Source organism: Streptomyces sp. NPDC031365 (assembly GCF_055569765.1).
The window spans coordinates 62,552-80,748 of the sequence record NZ_JBVIIM010000030.1 but is presented as its reverse complement, the minus strand read 5'-3'; the positions used below and the strand labels follow the sequence as shown (position 1 = coordinate 80,748).

The following is an 18,197-nucleotide window of genomic DNA, read 5'->3' as shown; positions in this document are numbered from 1 at the left end:
TGGGTGGGGGTGGGTGAGGGGGGTGTTGGTACGAACACCCCCAAAATAAGTACAGAGGGCGGAAGCATTTGTGTTCCCCCCCCCTTCCCCCCCCCCCCCCCCCCCCCCCCCCCTCCCCCCCCCCCCCCCCCCGGTACCTGCTGTCACGGACACGTCGGCCGTCCGGGCGCCCGGACGGTGTACCGACGCGGTGGGACGGACGGAAGGAGACCGGCTGGTGCCGACGACCGGGTTCCGGGCGCGGCGGGCGGGCAGGGTGCGGGACAGGGCCGACGGCGGGACGCCGGGCCGCGCGCCCGAAGTGCTGGTGCTGCTGTGCTCGGTCGGAGCGGCCGCGGCCACCGTGGCCCAGCCCTACGCCCTGGGGCGCACACTCGACCTGCTCCTGCGCGACGACGGCGCCGCGGGACGCTGGCTGGCGCTGAGCGCCGCGCTCCTCCTCGGTGAACTGCTGCTCGACAGCCTCACCTCTCTGTTCACCGGCCGCTGCAACGCCGTCTGGACGGCGTCCATCCGCTCCCGGGCCTTCGACGGTCTGCTGCGTGCCGTACCGGAACGCGCGCGGCCCTTCACTCCGGGGGACGCCGGGACCCGGCTGACCCTCAACGCCGCCGACGCCGGGGGCGCCCCGGCGGCCCGGGCGGCGCTCGCGGCCTCGATGATCACGCCCGTGGGCGCGCTCGCGGCGCTGGCCGTCGTCGACGTAGGGGTGGCCGCCTGCGTGCTGGCCGGGCTGCCCGCCCTGGCGCTGGTGCTGCGGGCCTTCGCCCGCGACACCGGTGCCTCGGTCGCCGCCTACCAGGACACGCAGTCGGAGATCGCGTCCCGGCTGCTGGAGGCCATGGAGGGCGCGGCGACGATCACCGCGGCGGGGACCGGCGCCCGTGAACGCGCACGCGTGCTCGAGCCGCTGACCCGACTCGCCGACCTGGGACGGCACATGTGGGCGCTGCACGGACGGGCCCTGGCCCGGAGCGGTGTCCTGGTCCCCCTGCTCACCCTGGCCGCCACGGCCGTCGGCGGCCTGCGTCTCGCGTCGGGGGCCCTGAGCGTGGGCGAGCTGCTCGCGGTGTTCCGCTATGCGCAGCTGACAGCCGGCATCGGTGGCGCCGCGTCACTGCTGGGAGCGGTGGTACGGGGCCGCGAGGCACGGAAACGGACCCGGGCACTGGCCGGCATGCCCGCGCAGGTCCACGGGACACTCCGTCTGCCGCCGACCGGACGGGGCGATCTCGAACTGTGCGGGGTACGGGTGGTGCGTGACGGCAGGCAGGTCCTGCGTGCCGACGGTGTGCGAGTGCCGGGCGGTACCACCGCCGCGGTGGTCGGCCGCAGCGGAGCGGGAAAGTCCGTCCTGGCCGCCGTGGCGGGGCGGCTGGCCGACCCCGACGAGGGACATGTGCTGCTGGACGGTGTTCGTCTCGACCGGCTGACCCGGGAGGCGCTGCGCACCGAGGTCGCCTACGCCTTCGAGCGCCCGGCGCTGGGAGAGGGCACGGTCGCCGAAGCGGTCGCCACCGGTGCTCGGCAGGTGTCGCCCGAACAGGTCAGGGAGGCCTGCCGTGCCGCGGGCGCCGACAGCTTCGTCCGCCGGCTCCCGGACGGATACGACACCCCGTTGACCGCGGCGCCGCTGTCGGGCGGCGAGTACCAACGCCTCGGGCTGGCACGGGCGTTCGCGCACGCCGGACGGCTGCTGATCCTGGACGACGCGACGTCCAGTCTGGACACCGCCACGGAGCACGAGGTGGACCGGGCGCTGCGCCGTTCGGTACGGCCCGGGACCAGACTGGTGGTCGCGCACCGCCCGTCGGTGGCGGCCCGGTCGGACCTGGTGATCTGGCTGGAGGAGGGGGAGGTACGGGCCGTCGCGCCCCACCGCGAACTGTGGGGCCTGGCCGGCTACCGGGCGGTCTTCGCCGCCGACGGCACCGGGGCCGCGAGACAGCGGCTGACCGCCGCGCGACGGTCCGGACACGAAGGGACACGGTCGTGAAACGCGCCGCGCACACGGACACGGACGCGCGGGGCACGGGCGACGGATCCGGGGCGCTGCGCCGCATCGTGCCGCACGCCCGTCGCTTCCTCGCCCGCCGCACCGGTGTCCTGGTGCGGCTCGGGCTCTGGTCGCTGGCCGAGACCGGGCAGGCGTTCCTCCTGGGCTACGGTGTCGCCCGAGCCGTCGACCAGGGGTTCCTCGCCGGTGACACGCGCCGGGGACTGCTGTGGCTCACCGTCGCCCTGGTCGCCGTGCTGCTCGGTGCCCCGGTGATCCGGGGTGTGTTCGCGCAGCTGGCCGGTCTGACGGAGCCGCTGCGCGACGGCCTGGTGCGGAACGCGGTCGACCGGTCCCTGGCCCGCGCCGCCGCGGGCGCGTCCGGCGGTACGGACCGGGCGGCCGTCTCCCGGCTGACGAACCAGGTCGAGATCGCCCGGGACAGTTTCGCCGGTCTCGTCCTGACCCTGCGCTCGTTCGTCTTCACCGCCGCCGGAGCGCTGCTGGGGCTGTTCTCGCTGCACCCGGCCCTCCTCGTGGTGGTGCTGCCACCGCTGACAGGGGGTCTGGTGCTGTTCCTGGCGACGCTGCGGCCCATGGCGGCGGCGCAGCGACGCGCACTGGCGGCCGACGAGGCACTGGGCGACCACGCGGCCCGGTCGCGGGCGGCGTTGCGGGACCTGACGGCCTGCGGAACGGGACCCGAGGCGGCGCGGCGCGGAGCGGAACTGGTCGACGATGCCGCGGCGGCGGCCCGTGCCCTGGCCGGCTGGGCGGCGGTGCGCACGACGGCGCTCGGTGTCGCGGGTCACCTGCCGGTCCTGGCGCTGCTGCTCGCCGTGCCGTGGCTGCGCGGGCGGGGGGTGACAGCGGGTGCGTTGCTGGGCGCTTTCACCTATCTCGTCCAGTCACTCCTGCCGGCCCTGCACACGCTGATGGCTGCGCTCGGTGCGGCGGGGTCCCGGCTACTGGTCGTCCTGGACCGCATCATCGGCCCGGAGCCGGAGCCGGAGTCGGAGTCGGAGCCGGAGTCGGAGTCGGAGTCGGTGTCCAGGCCGGAGTCGGAGTCGGAGTCGGAGTCGGTGTCCAGGCCGGAGTTCGTACCGGAGCCGGAGCCGGAGCCGGAGCCGGAGCCGAAGCCGGAGCCGAAGCCGAGGCCGAAGCCGGGGCGGACACGGACGCCGGAGGAGGAGCGGGCGTCGGTGCCGACGGTCACACATCCCCCCCGGCCCGAGCCCGCGTACTCCGCCGCGCGCCGGCCGGCTCCCGGCGCAGCCGGCGGGGCCGTCACCGCCTCCGCCCGGACGACCGCCGGTCTCCCCGATGCCGGCCACGGCGCACCGGTCTTCCGGGAACGCGCGCACCGCGGGCCGACCGCGGCGGTGGAGCTGCGGTCCGTGACCCTGTCCTACGGCGTCCACGCCGCACCGGTCCTCGACTCGCTCGACCTGTGCGTCGCTCCGGGCGAGCACCTCGCCGTCGTCGGACCGAGCGGTATCGGCAAGTCGACGCTCACCCGTCTGATCGCGGGAACGCTCGTCCCCAGTGCCGGCGAGGTCAGGGTGGCCGGCCGGGAGGTGACCGGACGCGCACCCGCCGAACTCGCCGCCCTGCGCGTTCTGGTGCCCCAGGAGGCGTACGTCTTCTCCGGCACCCTGGGCGACAACCTCACGTATCTGCGTCCCGACGCGAGCCGCGCGGACGTCGACGCCACGGTCGGTGCCCTGGGGCTGAGGCCGCTGGTGGAGCGCCAGGGCGGGCTCGACGCCCCGGTGCGGCCGTCCGGACTGTCCCACGGTGAACGGCAGCTCGTCGCGCTCGCACGCGCCTACCTGGCACCCGCCTCCCTGCTGCTGCTCGACGAGGCCACCTGCCACCTCGACCCGGCTTCCGAGGCGCGCGCGGAGGAGGCCCTCGCGCGACGCCCGGGCACGCTGCTGATGGTGGCACACCGCCTGTCGTCCGCCGTCCGTGCCGACCGGGTGCTGGTACTGGACGGGACGCGGGCGGTGTGCGGCACGCACGACGAGGTGCTGGACCGCTCGCCGCTCTACCGTGATCTGACGGGCCATTGGAACGGCGGCCCGCCCCGCAGGCCCTGACCGCGGCCGGCCGGCCGTCCGGAGCGCGGGCCGCACGCCCTTCACGTCCACCCGGCGCTGTGGAGGATGCGTATCGCGTCGACCCGGTTGCGGGCGCCCACCTTCCGGATCGCCGCGGCCATGTAGTTGCGGACGGTACCCCGGGAGAGGTGCAGACGGGCCGCGATCTCGGCCATGGGCGCCCCTTGCGAGGCGAGGGACAGCACGCTCAGTTCGCGGGTCGTCAGCGGCATCTCCGCGCCCTCCAGCAGAGCCACGCTGAGTGTCTCGTCGAGGAAGCGTTCGCCCTTCGCGACCGCGTGCACCGCGGTGATCAGCCGTCGCGCAGGAGCGTTCTTGTCGACCAGCCCGAGAGCACCGTCGTCGAACGCACGGCGGAGGATCCCGGGCCGCTTGGCGGTCGTCAGAACGACGAGCCGGTCCCCGCGCCGCGCCCGGAAGGGCGCGGTGTGCGCTTGCCCCGGACCCTGCAGGCAGTCGCCGTCCACGACCCACACGTCTGTCGGCAGCACGTCGTGATCCGGCAGGTCGGCGCCGGGTGACATGGACGAGACCTCCAGCGCGGCATCGGATCTCAGCAGTTGCGCCAAAGCCGACCGCAGCAGTTCCTCGTCGTGCACCACGACAGTACGGACCATGTCCCCCACCTCTTGTCAGCGGCTGCGCCCCGGGCAGCCGACCACGCACTCAGTCCGAGTCACGGGCCATGTGCCCTGATCCGTCCAGCAAGAACATGACACGTACGCACGTGCGAACCGCACCGGACTCAATCCGCCGTTCCCGGCGACCCCCGAGGGGTGGGACGACTGTGCGCGCCAGGCCGAAAACCACGGATCCGCGCACCCTTGGGCGGGCGGTGCCCGCCCATGCGGAACGCGGCAGCCGGACGGCACGCCCACGCCGGCCGCCTCCGTGCCCTGGCCACGGCGGCACAGCGCCGGCCCGGGCCGCCGTACTCCAGGAACCGGAGGATCGGGTAGCACTTTCCCCCGGCTCAGGGCACGGCTTGAAACAGTCAGCGTCCAAGCTGGCGCGAATCGCGCGGCCCGTCCACCGCCCCCGGACCGGGACGGCCTCGGGCCGGGAGTGTCGGAGGGTGCCTCTAGTCTTTCGACCAACGTCACGGCGGAGCGGACCAGTTGGGCCGCCAAAGTGCTGTGCCGGTTTCCGAGTGCGGGGAGAGGCGAAGAACCCATGGGTTGGCTGGCAGCGGGCGACACCTACGAAGTCGCTCTGGTGGAGGGCCGGGTGGTGGCCCGGGCCACGTCGGCGGGGGCACCGGCCGGGCAGGAGCGGAAACGGGTCGGAAGCCTGCCCGCGGAGATACGGGACCGCCCCGAAGTGATCGAACTCCAGCGGTTCGCCGAGTGGCTGGACCGGCATGCCGCCGAGTGCGCGGCACAGGTCACCACCTGGATGGTGTCCTCACTTCCGGTGCCGAGCGGTCTGCTGGCCCGGGTCTGGCCCGACGAGGCGTGGCAGGCCGCGCTGCGTGACATCGTCGTGGTCGGCGACGGCCCCGAGGAGGTCGGCTTCCTGCGCGACGCCGACGACTCGGGCGCACTGCGGGTGGTGAACCTGGACGGCGAGACCGTCCGCCTGGCTCCCCGCACGGTGACCCTGCCCCACCCGGTCCTCCTGCCCGACCTGGAGGAACTGCGAACGTTCGCAGCGGAGTTGGGAGTGGTCCAGGGTGTCGAGCAGATCCACCGCGCCACCTGGCACAAACCCGGTGACCTCGACGGGGCCGCCGACTCGGTCCGCGAATTCGCCGGCGCCGAGTACCGCTCGTGGTTCCATCTCTCCGCCCGCGCCACGTCCCTCGGCTACACGGTCTCCGGCAGCAGCGTCATCGACCGGATCCGGGACGCCGGGCGCATCGTCACCGCCTCCGTCGGCATGAGCGACCCCTACGCCGAGGAACAGGCCTGGACCGGCCACCTCAGCTGGAGCGACGAGGACGCATACGGCCACCTTCCACTCTCCGAGGTCGGCCCCGTGGCCTGGTCCGAAGGCATGCGCATGGCCGCGGCCCTGCACGCCGGCCGCACCGTCCCCACGGACGGCGCGCAGTGAACGGCACGGCGGAACGCACATCCACGAAAGGCGCGCGATCATGAGCGACGGGACGACACGGGACGGGGCGACGGCAGACGTGGAGGAACTGCTCCGCGCCGGCGCGGTACTGCCGCCGGGCACCACCGGCGGAGGCGAGCGGGCCGTGCCCATGTTCACCCAGGCCTACCGCCATCCGGGCCTGGAGGGACGGATCGTCGTACGCCTGACCGCCGGGGACCGGACCGGTGACCAGGGCTCCGGCTTCCTCGGACTCCGGCCCGAGGGCGAACCGGTGGAGGTCGGTGTCGGGCAGCACCGGGCCCTGGGCTTCCCCGAATGGGTGCTGGCCCGTCACCCCTCGGACGGCCACCTGGCCATGTCCCTGGTCGAGGAGATGGACAAGGTCGCCCGGACGGTGAGATCCCGGGCGAAGAGGGCCCGCGCCACCTACGAGTCGATCGGCGAACGGCTCGCCGGCTCCGTCCCGCACTTCCTCCCCACCTTCTACGAGCAGGCGGGCCGGGTGTTCCTGGCGGCCGGCGAGCAGTCGTACGCGTCCATGATGTTCGTCAACGCCCGCAAGGCCGAGACGGCGCACGCGCTGCCGTTCGACGAGGCCCGCATGGACGCGGTCTTCCTGGAGTTCGCCCTGGCCGACGCCGTACCGACGAAGGTCCTCTCCAGCTACGCCAAGGGACTGTCCTCCCGCGTCCCGGCGGCGACGGCGTTCCGGCATCTGCGCGGGCTCTTCGTCCGGCTGGCCGCTCACGGACTGCCCCCGTCGAGTCCGGGGGCGGGCGATCTGCGCCGGCTGGCGAAGGCGGTCGCCGGCAGGGACGCGCAGGCGGAGGAGATGGCCTATCTGCGCGAGATGCTGCCCCTGCCCGGCACGGTCAAGGCGCCCCCCGGCTGGTGGAAGGCCCACCGTCAGGCCCTGGTCCAGCTGGCCCGGCAGGAGCCCGCCGTCCGCGGCATCCTGCTGGGGCTGCTCCCCGCCGAGTGGGAGCGGGCGGAACTGTCCCAGTGGCTCGACCTGCTGGAGCAGTCCGGCGCCACCGCCGGACTGTGCGACGGCACGCTGCCCGCCGAGGTGCGTTCCCCCGACGGCACGGTCGGCTGGCTGCGCAGATTCGTCGCCCTGTGCGGAGCCGACGGCTATTACCCCGCACCGCAGGGGCTGTACCCGCTCGTCGACCGCATGGCCGGCGTGCTGCGTGCCGAACTCGAGGCGGCCGCGGACACGCTGGCGCCCCCGGTCGGTGATGTGGACCTGCTCGACCAGCTCCTGTCGCTGGGCATACCGGTGGCGACGCCGCAGGTCCGCCGTTCAGGGCTGGCCCTGGGCGCCTGGGCGGCCCGCGACGGGCGGCGTGACCTCCTGGCGCTGGCCGCCGACAGCCGCTTCCACGAGGAGTTCCGGCGCGGCTGTCCCGACAGTGAGTACGGGGACAGCAGGCGAACCGTCCTCACCCTGGCCGATTCGCCCGGCGGACGGCCGATGCTCGCCGCATGGGTGGCTGAGGTCTGCCGCACGTACCTCACCAGCGAACTGCCCGACCTTCCCGGCCACTCCGGCGCCCTCAGGACGCCGGCCTGGCTTCCGGGAGAGGTGCTGGCGACCGCCGCGGACGAGGTACGGGAGGCGCTGGCCACCGGCATCGCGCCCGCCCTCGCCCGCACCCTGCGCACCGGCATCCTCGACGAACTGGGCTGGCCCGCCTGGGACGAGGCCCTCGATGCCGTCGCGCCGCGGGAACCCGCCAAGAGCGTCCGTGTCGCCGACGCCTGGCCCCATCTCGTCGTCCTGGCCCGCGGACAGGCCCGGGTGATCGGCGCGGAGGGCACGGTCCTCACCCACGAGTTGCGCCTTCCGGACGAAGTGGGGGAAAGTCTCCGGCAGGTCGACTGCCATTATGTGGACGGCGAGTTGCTGATCGCCTGGGACACGTACCACACCGGTTCCCAGGGCTACTGGCACCACACCGCGGACGCACCGCCGCTCGCCCTCGCTCTCCACGGTTCCTACCTCACCACGGCGGACGGGAGCGGGGCACACAACGAGGACATGGCATCCGTCACCCTTCCGCTTCCCGGCGGTGGCCGCACCACCGGTGGCGGTGTGCTGCGCCGAGGGGACGTCGCCGTTCCGGGGCGGGGGAAGATCCTGAGCGACGGGACGTCGTACTGGGTGCACGTCTGGGACAGGGAGACCCAGACCCTCGCGTGGTGCCCCTACGACCCGGTCAGTGACACGACCGGCGCACCCGGAGAACCGGAATGGCTCGCCACGGCCCTGTCGGACGAGCCGGAGGGCAGTGAGCTGAGTGCCGCCTGGCTGCGGCCCACCCCGTCCGCAGCGGACGGCCCGGTGTGCGCCCCGGTGGACGGGGTGCTCGGCTGGCGCGTGGTGAAACTGCCCGACGGCTCACGACGGGGCGAGGATCTGTCCGGGCGCTCGGTCGTCGTGCCGGCCTCGAGGGACAGGATCCCCCACCACGCGCTGCGGTTCCCCGGCACCGACCGGCTCCTCGCGGTGGTCCGGTCCTGGGACGGCATCGAACTGCTCGACCCGGACGGCACGACGGTCGCCCGGGTCTCGAAGGACCACAGCTCCGGCCCCTTCACCGCGGGCACCGCGCTGCTGCCGCCGATGCGCTACTGGCACCAGCTCCAGCCCCGTGATCCCCAGGGCTCCGAGGCGCTCCGCCGGATCGATGAGGACACCGCGGCGGCACTGCTGGCCGCGGCCATGGAGGAGGGACCGCGGAACGCCGGGGGCGAGGACGAGCAGGCGGAACACGGCGCGGACCTGGTGCCCGCGCTGCTCCGCACCCTGCTGCCGCACGTCGGGCACGAGGCGCTGCGCGCGGGCATCACCGGGGTGGTCCGGTTCGCCGCCGAACAGCAGCGCACCCTGGACGCGACGCGTGCCCGGCTCGACGCGGCGATCGCCGGAATCGTCCCGGACAAGCCACGGCCCAAGCTGCGCGACGATGTGCTCGAGGTGGCGGTGAACGGCGTCGGCCTGACCGGCCGGGGCTGGCGCACCTACTACGGCTCCGCCACCTGCATCCACGACCTGGCGCACCTGCTGGGCCGGTCGATGCGGGGCCTGGCCGAGCCCGTTCCCCCGGGTCTGACCCACCTCGACCTGGACAGGCAGGAGTCGCTGGGGAAGCTGGACGCCCGGGCTCTGCCCGAACTGGCCGCGATCGTGGCCCTGAGGGTGGGTTCGGAGCCCACCGTGGACGAACACCGGCAGACGTTGAACGAGTTCCTCGCGGAACTCGACGCACAGGCGCTCACGGACCTGGACCCCGGTCACTGGCGCGCCGTCCGGCTGCGGCTGGACCAGAGCCTGTTCGAGGGACCCGACGCCGTGGCGGGCCACACGGAGGAGACCGTACTGAACCTCGCCGGCGGCGCGTTCCTGCTCTTTCCCGACCGGCCGTACCACTTCCTCAGCGAGTGGGACACGGAGAACGACGTCCCGGGCAGGCGCTACGGCGCGCTTTTCCACGATCCGTCCGGCCGGTTCGAGATACCCGCGCCGTACGTCCTGGTCGCCGAGCGGCCGTTCGTACCGGAGCCGACCCGGCCGGCCGGCTGGGCCGCGGCGTTCCGCGCCGAGTTCGCCGAGCGCGGCCCGGCGCCCTGGTTCCCGGCGGCCGCGGAGGAGTTCGCGCGCCTCACCGGCATCACCCCGACCATGGCCCGGCTGGTGGTCGCGGGACTGCCCCGGATCGACGACAAGCGCGAGCCGGTACCCGCCGCGACCTTGAAGGTGATCGGGGTGAAGACGGCCGACGCGCGCGTGGCCAAGGAGGAGCTGAAGGCCCTCGACGCGAGCGTCCGGCAGGCCGTCGTGGCGGCGCTGCTCCCCGACGACCCGTCCCGGCTGTGGACGGACGGCCCCGACACCGCCCGCGCGGCAGAGGTCTGGAACGAGCGCCTGGGCCGGCGCACCTCCGTCCCCGAGGACGTGCTCCACGAGGCGGTCCGCACCGTGGTCTCGCCGGGATGGGCACCGGCCGCGGCGCTGTGGGGATTCGCCGGCCTGGCCGACGAGCCCCGGCTGACCCGGGACCGGACCTGGACGTTCGGCTCCTACACCGTCGAACCCACCGACAAGCGGCCCGGCTTCGACAACAGCGTCCTCAAGGGCTCGGTGACCCTGGCCGCATGGCTCGCCCACCGTCTCCCGTCCGGCGACCCGGTACGCGCCGTGCTGCCCGGTGTCCTGAGCGCGCTGCGCGACCGGCTGGCCCACCCGGGCCTGCTGATCCCTCTCGACAGACGGAACGACTGGGAGGCGTACCGGCGGGCCGCTGGAGACCCCACGGAGACCGGCGACGGCTACGTGCGCTACGGCGCGGTTGTCCTGAGCACCGGGCGGCCCGACCCCGCCATCCGGACCGCACTGCTGAACGCGTCCGGGAAGGACCCCCACCTGACGGCGCTGTGCACCGGTGAACGGCCGAACGCCCAGGAGACAGCCCTGCGCCTGGTGCACGACCGGCTGTTCGCCGAACTCCTCGCCGACCCGGGCAACCCGGCGGCGGGCGAGCGCGACGCGGACGGCATGTGGTGGCCGCAGGACCCCGCCCGCTCCGTACCCGACCTGGTCACGGAGGCGGCCAAGCGGTACGGCATCAGTGAGGACGCCGCCGTCCTCTACCTGATGCTGCTCGTCCTGCCCGACCCCACCGACCGCAACACCGCCCGCTGGACCGGCTGGGGCAAGCAGCGCGGCGGAACGGCCAGGCTCCGGGCCGCCCGCGCCGAACTGGCCGCCACCGACCTCGTCATCGAGGGCAACCGCTCCAAGGCCGGACGCTCCCTGTTCCTGCCCGGCGGCTGGACCCAGCTCACCCACCCGCACCTCCCGCTGGAGCGGTGGAAACTGCCGATGTACGAGCTGGTCGAGGGCGAGGAGCCCGTCCTGGGCGTCGTGGTGCCCCTGCGGCCCGTCGCCGGTCTCTACCGCGAGGCCTGGCAGCGGATCGAGGACGGGGACGGGCCCCAGCTGACGGAACTGGAGGTGCCGCGGCCGCGCAAGCGCCGCCGCTGAGTTCCGCCGGAACACATGGGAAGAAGGGGACGGCCGCCGCGTACGGCCGTCCCCGCCGAACCGCCTGCTGGGATCCATGACCGCACCACACGAGACGGCCGCCCGGGTGGCCGCACTGGCGGCCCGCACACGGCCGTATCTGATCGGCGTACGGCACCACAGCCCCGCTCTGGCCGTCGCCGTACCCCGGCTGCTGGACGCCGCTGACGCCGAGGTCGTCTGCGTAGAACTGCCGGCCGACTTCCAGCCCTGGCTGCCGTATCTCGCCGACCCGCGCACCACCGCGCCGGTGGCACTCACCGGTGCCTACGGGGACGGACGCCTGCACTTCTACCCCCTTGCCGACTTCTCACCGGAACTGGCGGCGATCCGCTGGGCGCGGGAGCGAGGCGCGGAGGTGATCTGCTGCGATCTGCCTCTCGCGGACCCGGGGTGGTCGGCCGGCCCGGCGAGGGGCGCGGAGGGTGCCCGGCCCGACGCGGACGACCTGTGGGACCGCACCGTGGAGGCGCTGGCCCCCGGCAGCACCCCGGAGGCCGTGCGCCGCGCCGCTCTCGGCTTCGGCCGTGCGCTGCGCCAGGAGCTGCGGACGCGGGGCGGGATCCCGGACACCGACCTCGCCCGCGAGGCGCACATGCGCCGGACCGTCGCCGCGTTCGGAAAGCGCCGGGTGGCCGCGGTGACCGGGGCCTTCCACGCGCCCGCGCTGACCGACGAGGGGGAGAGCGACACCCCCGGGACCGAGGCCCCGGACGCCGCCGGCCCTGACCTGTCGGTCGTCACGTCGCTCGTGCCGTACGCCCTCCCCCTGCTGGACGCACGCTCCGGCTACCCGGCCGGCATCCGCGACCCGCGCTGGCAGCAGGCGGTGCTCGACGCCGGCGGCGACCCCGGCCGGATACGCGATGCCGCCGCCCGCCTCGTCACCGAACTCTGCCGGGAGATCCGCGCGTCCGGCCGCCCCGCGGGAACCGGAGAGGCGATCGAGACCCTGCGGCTGGCCTGCGACCTGGGCAGCCTGCGTGGGCTTCCCGCACCCGGCCGGACCGAACTACGGGAAGCGGTGACGTCCGTACTGGGCCATGGAGACCCCCTCGACGGGTTCCTGGAACCGGTGCTGGTCGGCACCGGACGTGGCCGCCTCGCCCCCGGCACACCCCGCTCCGGACTCGGGCCCTGGGTGGAGGCGGAGCTGGCGGCACTGCGGCTGCCCGGGCCGCACAGCCCTGCCCGCCGGGACATCCGGCTGTCGCCGCTGCGCTCGTCCCTCGACGCCCGGCGCGAGATCCTGCTCCAGCGGCTCACGGCGTGCGGGGTGGGCTACGCGGAGCCGGCCGCAGTGTCCGCCGCGGGGGAGCGGAGCGCCCTCACCACACGCTGGCAGGCCGCCTGGACGCCGTCGGTCGCGGCCCGGCTCGATCTGGTGGGCGCCAGAGGCGTCACCGCCGCCCAGGCGGCCGACGGCACCCTGCGCGAGAACCACCGCCGGGCGTGCGCATCGGGCGGAACCACCCCCGCCCGGGTGATCGACCTCCTGGGCGCCGCCGCCCGGTGCGCGCTGCCCGCCCTGGTCGGGGAGGGCCTCACGGAGGCCGCACGGGTCCTGCCGGCCGCGGGCACCCTTTCCGAACTCCTGCGAGCCCTCGACCTGTTGGAGTCGATACGCCGTGAACACCTGCCCGGCACCACGCGGCGGACACGCGCCCGGGCGACCGCCCTCTCCGACACGCTGCTGGAAGCCGCCGTCCGCGCCCTGCCCGGACTGGCCGGCAGCGACGAGAAGGAGGACGCCGTCGCCGTCGTGACGCTGGCCGTCAGAAGCGGCGAGGACCGGCTCGGCCTGCGACTGGACGGCGAGCTGTACGACCTCTCCCGCACCGGTTCGCCACTCGTCCAGGGAGCGGCCCTCGCCGCCCGGGTGCTGCTCGACCTCGACAGCTCCGCCGTGCTGGGCAGAAGGCTGGCCGACTGGGTCGACTCGGCGACGGCACCGGACGGCCGCCACCGGCTGGAGCGCCGGCTGACCGGTCTGCTCGTCGCCGCCGGACCACTGGTCGAGTCCGTCCCCACGGCCCTCGACCCGCTGCTGGAGCGCGTCGAGACGATGAGCGACCGGCACTTCCTCAACCGGCTCACCGCCCTGCGCGGCGGCTTCCGGGCGCTGACGCCGGAAGGCCGGGGACGGCTGCTGACGGCCGTGACCGGCCGCCTCGGCGACCGGCCCGACCTCCGGCTCGGCGCGCCCGCCGAACTCGTCGGCCGGTGGGCCGAGGCCGACAACGCGGGGCTCGCACTGCTGAGTGAGGTGGGACTGGCGGGGCTGGTGAGTTCCGCGGCCACGGTGTGGCCGAGTCCCGCGGCCGGAGAACCGGTGAGCCATGCGCTGACGGACGCGTCCACCCCGGACGGGCCGGTACGCACGGCGAGCGGGCAGATGTCCGTCGGCCCCACGGGACGCGGGGCTCTACGGCTCGGCCCCGCCGACCGCTGGCGGCTGCTGCTCGGCCGCGAGCGGGCGAAACTCCCGCCGGATCTGCAGCCCTACCTCCGGGCCCTCGACGAGCTGTTCGGGCCGGACGGGGGCGAAGGCGTGGACGACGGCGAGGCGGCGGGGGAGGCGGCGGGGGAGGCGGCCGCGGCCCACGGCAGGGACACCGATGAGCTCACCGGAGGCCAGGACGACCCGGGTTACCCCAGCGTCCGGCACTGGGCCGAGGAACTCGAGGCACTCTTCGGCGCGGACATCCGCGAGGAAGTCCTCGGACGCGCCGCCGCCAACGGCCGTACGGACGTGATCGCCCACCTCGACCCGGCCACGGTGCGGCCGTCGGTGGAACTGCTGTCCGCCGTGCTCACGCTCGCCAAGGGAATGCCCGAGCAGCGGATCGCGCATCTGCGCCCGCTCGTCAAACGGCTCATTGAGGAACTCACCCGCGAACTCGCCACCCGGCTGCGCCCCACGCTGACCGGCCTCAACACACCGCGTCCCACCCGGCGCCCCGGCGGCCGGCTCGATCTGGCCCGGACCCTGCGGGAGAACCTCGTCCACAGCCGCCGACTGGAGGACGGCCGGGTCGAAGTCATCCCGGAACGACCCGTCTTCACCACCCGTGCCGCCCGGCAGAACGACTGGCGGCTGATACTGGTCGTCGATGTGTCGGGGTCGATGGAGGCCGCGGTGATCTGGTCGGCGCTGACCGCTGCCGTACTCGGCGGCGCGCCCATGCTCTCCACGCACTTCCTCACCTTCAGCACGCGGGTCGTCGACCTCACCGACCGGGTCACCGACCCGCTCTCCCTGCTGCTGGAGGTGAAGGTCGGCGGCGGCACACACATCGCGGCGGGCCTCGCGCACGCCCGCACGCTGGTGAAGGTGCCGAACCGCACGCTGATGGTGGTCGTCAGCGACTTCGAGGAAGGGTTCGGGGTCGACGGCCTGCTGACCGAGGTCGAGTCCCTGGTCACCTCCGGTGTCCACCTGCTGGGCTGCGCCGCCCTGGACGACGAGGCGGTTCCCCGCTATTCGGTGCCGGTCGCCCGGCAACTCGTCAACGCCGGCATGCCGGTGGCCGCCCTCAGCCCTCTCTCACTCGCCCGCTGGGTGGGCGAACGCGTCCGCGGAGCAACCTGATGAACCCTCCCGTCCCCCTCCCACCGGCCGCACCGGAGGTGGTCGCCTCCGCGGTGGAGAGTCTGACCACGCGCCTGCGAGGCAGACTGGACGCGGCCGTCCAGGCCCTGGCCGGTACGCCGGTCACCGCCGAGGCCACAACCGTCCGGGTCCGCTGCGGCGAGGACGCGTGGGTGACCCTGGCACCCGGCCCGTCCGGCACGCTCACGGAGGCCGAGCAGGCCGACTGCACGTGTCTGCTGGCCCCACGCTGTCTGCATCGCGCGGCGGTCCTGACGGCCTGTCCGATAGCCGACCACCCGCCGGTTCCGGACGACCCGCCGGTTCCGGACCGCCCTCTGGCCGCGGATCCCTCGTCGGCTGCGGACCACCCGCCGGCTCCGGACCACCCCACCGACAACACCCCTCTCACCGCCCCGGCCCAGGACCCCGCCCACGCCCCGGACGCCGCTGCCGCGGGCGCGTCCGCCGACGTGGGAAGCCGCGGTGAGCGGAGCCGCCGCACCAGCCGGGACGGTTCGGCTCGTCCGGACCGTTCCGCCGACCAGGGCGGTCCGGGCGGTCCGGACCGCCCGGTCCGGACCGCTGCCTGCGGACCGGAGCCCAGCCACCCCCCGGCCGCCCCGACCGTCGGCCCTTCCGCCGCACAGGTCCGGGCCGCCTCCGGGCTCTGGACGGCTGCCGCGACCGTGCTGTCCGCCGGTACCGGCGGCGCGGGGGCGGTCGTTCAGGCCGAATTGCTCCGTGCCGCCCACACGGCTCGCCTCGCGGGTCTCCACCGGGCGGAGTCCGCCGCCTCGGACGTGGTGCGCCGTCTGCGGGACGAGCGCGACCCGCACCGTCCGCGCGCCCTCGCCGCGTTGGTCACAGCGCTTCGCGAACTCCTGCTCGTCACCCACCGGTTGAGGACAGCGGACCCGGACCCGGCACTGATCGGTTCCGTCCCCCGGAACCACCGTCCCGACGGGCCGCTGCGACTGTACGGCGTCTGCCGTGAGCCGGTCATCGGTCCCGACGGCCTCGGTGGTGTGGTCACCCACCTCGTCGACGACGACGGCCACTGGTACACGCTCCCCGACGTCAAGCCCGGCGGACCGGCCCGGGCCCACCGCGCGGGTACCGCCCATGTCGCGATCCGGTCCTTCCTGAGCGACCACTTCCGGCTCTCCCGCGGCGGTCTCATCCTCTCCCGTGCGGTCGTCTCCCCGGACGGCCGCCTGCTGCCGGAACCCGGCGTCCGCGCCACCTTCGCCGCCGGACGGCCCTGGCCCGTGACCGCGCGGGCGACGCCGGCCGACGGCGACCGTTACACGGCGTCTCCCGTGCCGGACTCCGGCGGAGCCGGGCACCCGGGGCCACTGACCGTCCGCGACGTGGAGGTCGTCGCCCCGGACGGTGAGGACCTGCTGGTCCGGGTGCTGCCGGAGCGAAGCGGCGCGGCCGTCCGGCTGACCCCCGCCCACCGCCATCCCGGCCTCGCCCATACCGCCAACCTCCGGCGGCTGGGTGCCCGCCCCGGGCTGCGGATCAGGGTCGCCGGCCGCCCCGAGCCCGGCCGTGTGACCACCCTCCGCCCACTCGCCGTCGCCCCGGTACCCGGTACCGCGGCCACCCTGCGCCTCCCGCACGACTGGCAGGGCCGCGCGGACCTCGGCTACGACCACCTGCGGGACGACCACTTCCCGCCGGACCTGCCCACCCCGTGCGAAGCCGCTCCCTTGACCGCAGCCCTTGTGGGCGACTCGCCGCTCTGGCGCGTGCGCCGGCTGGTCGAGCTGGCCGTCGCGGGCGGACGCCGGGCCGCCGCCGAACCCGCGCGTGACGGCGATCACCGCGACCATGTGGCCGCGCTGCACCGCAGCGGTTTCGTCAACGGTGCGCACCTGGTCGCCGCGCTCGGCATGGTGGCCGCCCACCGTACCCGCGACGTCTTCGGCCGCCTCGACGACGGCGGCCCCGACCCGTACGCGGCCCAGTGGCTCGCCACGGCCGTCTACCTCTCCGGTACCGAGGCGGCCCTGCGCCACGGAACCCGGCCGGGGTGAGACCTGTCCCGTACCCGTAGGCGTGGGGGCGACCGCGGAAACGATGTCCGGCACGACCGGACGGCGGCCCGGGGCGCGCCGCACCGTGGGGACAGGGGCGGGCGCACCCCGGCCGGGTGGGCCACCTCTTGGGCGAGGGCGGCCCACCCGGCCGTCATGTCCGGGGTGTCAGACGTCCTGCCCGTTGCCACCGCCGCCCGACGAGACCTCGATGCCCTCGGTGATCTCGTCGAGGACGGCCTGCGTCTGGTCGGTGTCGACTCCGCAGCGCACCACGACGATCTGCTTCGGCTGCGCGGGGGACGGGAAGGCGAGCGACTGGACGAACCCGTCGGAGCCCTTGCTGGTGACCGCCTTCCAGCGCACCAGATAGCCCTTCTGCCCGGCCACGGTCACGGCCTTGGACACGAGCACGTCGTGCGACGTGATCTTCCCGTACGAGTCCCCGCCGTAACTCTCCTCGGCGTTGCCGGCGATGTCCGCCCTGGCGACCTCCTCGGCGGTGGAGCCGCGGCTGCCGAGGGCCAGGGCGGGCGCCGAGTAGGCACCGCCCTTGGTGCAGCTCTTGTCGGTGTTGCCGGGGCAGTCGTACCCGTCCTCCGACGTCACCGAGGCGCCCACCTGGAGCTCCTGGCCGTACCAGCCGTCCGGGATGGGCAGACTGATGCCGCTCAGGGCGTCGGTCACCGACCCGCTCTCGACCCGCGGCGGCTCGGACGTGTCCGGCCCCGGCTCCTCATCCCCGGAACCACCCGACCCACCCGAACCGCCGTCCGGCCTGCCGTCCCGCCCGTCCGGCGCCTGCGAGGTCGTGGAATCCCGGTCCGGGCCGTTGTCCGCCAGCACGTACACCCCCACACCGATGCTTGCCAGTACGGCGACGGCCACGGCGACGGCTATCCCGTTCCGCACCTTGTGCCCCGGTCCGGGCGGCGGCGGAGCCGGATACCCCGGATACCCCGGATACCCCGGATAGGCCGGCCCGGCCGCGGCGCCCGGCGCGGGCGGACCCCATGCGGCGGCCGGCCCCGCCGGCCGGACCTGTTCCGTCCAGGCCGCGCCGTCCCACCAGCGCTCGGTGGCCGGTCCGTCATTCGTGTGCCCGGGGTCGGGGTACCACCCGGGAGGAGTCACCTGCGTCATGCCCCTACCGTATGAGGCGACGGTGAAAGCCGTATGAGAGAGCCCCGCACCGACGCACCCCGTCCATCAGCACCCGGGCCGCTGGGCACCGTGTCGGCGGAGGAGCCGGAGCGGTTCGAGACCGACGTGCTGTCCGGGTCCGTCCTTGCGC

General features: G+C 74.6%; 8 protein-coding genes. 6 read left to right on the top strand and 2 right to left on the bottom strand.

What is annotated here, in order from left to right; translation table 11 throughout:
• The first annotated feature begins 217 nt into the window (after window positions 1-217).
• Together ACZ5C2_RS31935 and ACZ5C2_RS31930 are read left to right on the top strand one after the other, a co-directional pair.
• Window positions 218-1,996 (top strand): ABC transporter ATP-binding protein, encoded by a 1,779-nt coding sequence (locus tag ACZ5C2_RS31935; protein WP_468799180.1) that lies wholly within the window; start codon window positions 218-220, stop codon window positions 1,994-1,996.
• Window positions 1,993-4,098, top strand: coding sequence for an ATP-binding cassette domain-containing protein (locus tag ACZ5C2_RS31930; RefSeq protein WP_468799178.1), 2,106 nt, complete (start codon window positions 1,993-1,995; stop codon window positions 4,096-4,098). Before ACZ5C2_RS31935 ends, ACZ5C2_RS31930 begins: the two co-directional genes overlap by 4 nt.
• A gap of 41 nt (window positions 4,099-4,139) precedes the next feature.
• On the opposite strand, the gene ACZ5C2_RS31925 is transcribed toward ACZ5C2_RS31930, so the two are convergent.
• Window positions 4,140-4,736 carry a response regulator transcription factor gene (locus ACZ5C2_RS31925; RefSeq protein WP_468799176.1) on the bottom strand — a complete coding sequence of 199 codons (597 nt, stop codon included), beginning with the start codon at window positions 4,734-4,736 and terminating at the stop codon, window positions 4,140-4,142.
• Window positions 4,737-5,292: 556 nt separating this feature from the next.
• Here ACZ5C2_RS31925 and ACZ5C2_RS31920 point away from each other — a divergent pair.
• From ACZ5C2_RS31920 to ACZ5C2_RS31905, 4 genes are all read left to right on the top strand, one after another.
• Window positions 5,293-6,174 (top strand): DUF4132 domain-containing protein, encoded by an 882-nt coding sequence (locus ACZ5C2_RS31920; protein ID WP_468799174.1) that lies wholly within the window; start codon window positions 5,293-5,295, stop codon window positions 6,172-6,174.
• A 40-nt stretch (window positions 6,175-6,214) separates the two neighbouring features.
• Window positions 6,215-11,227, top strand: a complete 5,013-nt coding sequence (locus ACZ5C2_RS31915) for a DNA-binding protein (protein WP_468799172.1) — start codon at window positions 6,215-6,217, stop codon at window positions 11,225-11,227.
• A 76-nt stretch (window positions 11,228-11,303) separates the two neighbouring features.
• Window positions 11,304-14,858, top strand: coding sequence for a DUF5682 family protein (locus tag ACZ5C2_RS31910; RefSeq protein ID WP_468799170.1), 3,555 nt, complete (start codon window positions 11,304-11,306; stop codon window positions 14,856-14,858).
• Entirely contained in the window at window positions 14,858-16,903 is a 2,046-nt protein-coding gene (locus tag ACZ5C2_RS31905) for a hypothetical protein (RefSeq protein ID WP_468799168.1), read from the top strand. The genes ACZ5C2_RS31910 and ACZ5C2_RS31905 overlap by 1 nt, the downstream gene beginning before the upstream one ends.
• Before the next feature lie 168 nt (window positions 16,904-17,071).
• Here ACZ5C2_RS31905 and ACZ5C2_RS31900 read toward each other — a convergent pair whose 3' ends face one another.
• Window positions 17,072-18,046 (bottom strand): DUF2510 domain-containing protein, encoded by a 975-nt coding sequence (locus ACZ5C2_RS31900; RefSeq protein WP_468799166.1) that lies wholly within the window; start codon window positions 18,044-18,046, stop codon window positions 17,072-17,074.
• Window positions 18,047-18,197: the final 151 nt, after the last annotated feature.

Bases quoted from the DNA above. Each gene is read 5' to 3' on its own strand.
- ACZ5C2_RS31925 (WP_468799176.1), bottom strand. From the start codon at position 4,736: ATGGTCCGTACTGTCGTGGTGCACGACGAGGAACTGCTGCGGTCGGCT.
- ACZ5C2_RS31920 (WP_468799174.1), top strand. From the start codon at position 5,293: ATGGGTTGGCTGGCAGCGGGCGACACCTACGAAGTCGCTCTGGTGGAG.
- ACZ5C2_RS31915 (WP_468799172.1), top strand. From the start codon at position 6,215: ATGAGCGACGGGACGACACGGGACGGGGCGACGGCAGACGTGGAGGAA.
- ACZ5C2_RS31910 (WP_468799170.1), top strand. From the start codon at position 11,304: ATGACCGCACCACACGAGACGGCCGCCCGGGTGGCCGCACTGGCGGCC.
- ACZ5C2_RS31905 (WP_468799168.1), top strand. From the start codon at position 14,858: ATGAACCCTCCCGTCCCCCTCCCACCGGCCGCACCGGAGGTGGTCGCC.
- ACZ5C2_RS31900 (WP_468799166.1), bottom strand. From the start codon at position 18,046: ATGACGCAGGTGACTCCTCCCGGGTGGTACCCCGACCCCGGGCACACG.